Source organism: Bacillus sp. bc15, assembly GCF_900142585.1.
Lineage (GTDB): Bacteria > Bacillota > Bacilli > Bacillales > Bacillaceae_G > Bacillus_A > Bacillus_A cereus.
This window is the reverse complement of the sequence record NZ_FRBJ01000005.1, coordinates 33,792-34,321: the sequence shown is the minus strand read 5'-3', so window position 1 is coordinate 34,321 and position 530 is coordinate 33,792. Positions and strand designations below refer to the sequence as shown.

The following is a 530-nucleotide window of genomic DNA, read 5'->3' as shown; positions in this document are numbered from 1 at the left end:
TCTTCCACTTGTGGTTCTGCTACTACTTGCTGCACTGGGCTTTCTTCCACTTGTGATTCTACTACCACCTGCTGCATTGGCTGTTCTTCCACTTGTGGTTCTGCTACCTCTTGTTGTACTGGCTTATTCTCTACTCGTACATTAGCAGAAGGCTGCATTGCATTTGCTCTAGCTGCATGTCTTTCCATTAATCGTGTTCTATCTTGTTTCAACATAACAACATTAAATGGTACATGACGCTTTTTCTCACGTTTTGGTTCTTCTTTTTTTACAACGGGTTGTTCTTCTACGACCGGCACTTCTTCTTCAACTGATTGCTCTTCTACGACCGGTGCTTCTTCTTCAACTCGTTTATTTTCTTCTGTTTCTGCAATTAAAACATTCGCAAAGCTTTGAACATCGTTCTTTGTCTGTTCATCAGCCTCAGCTACATGTATGAATTCACTGTTTTGTTCAATTACTTCATCTTCTTGCTGAATTTCCTCAAGTGCTACAAATGTCTCTACTACAGGCGCTTTTGTTTCTGCGAT

1 pseudogene is annotated in these 530 nt (G+C 40.8%); it reads right to left on the bottom strand.

Going from position 1 to position 530, the window contains the following annotated elements:
* A pseudogene (locus BUA87_RS17640) lies at nucleotides 1-530 on the bottom strand (DNA translocase FtsK); the annotation flags it as partial.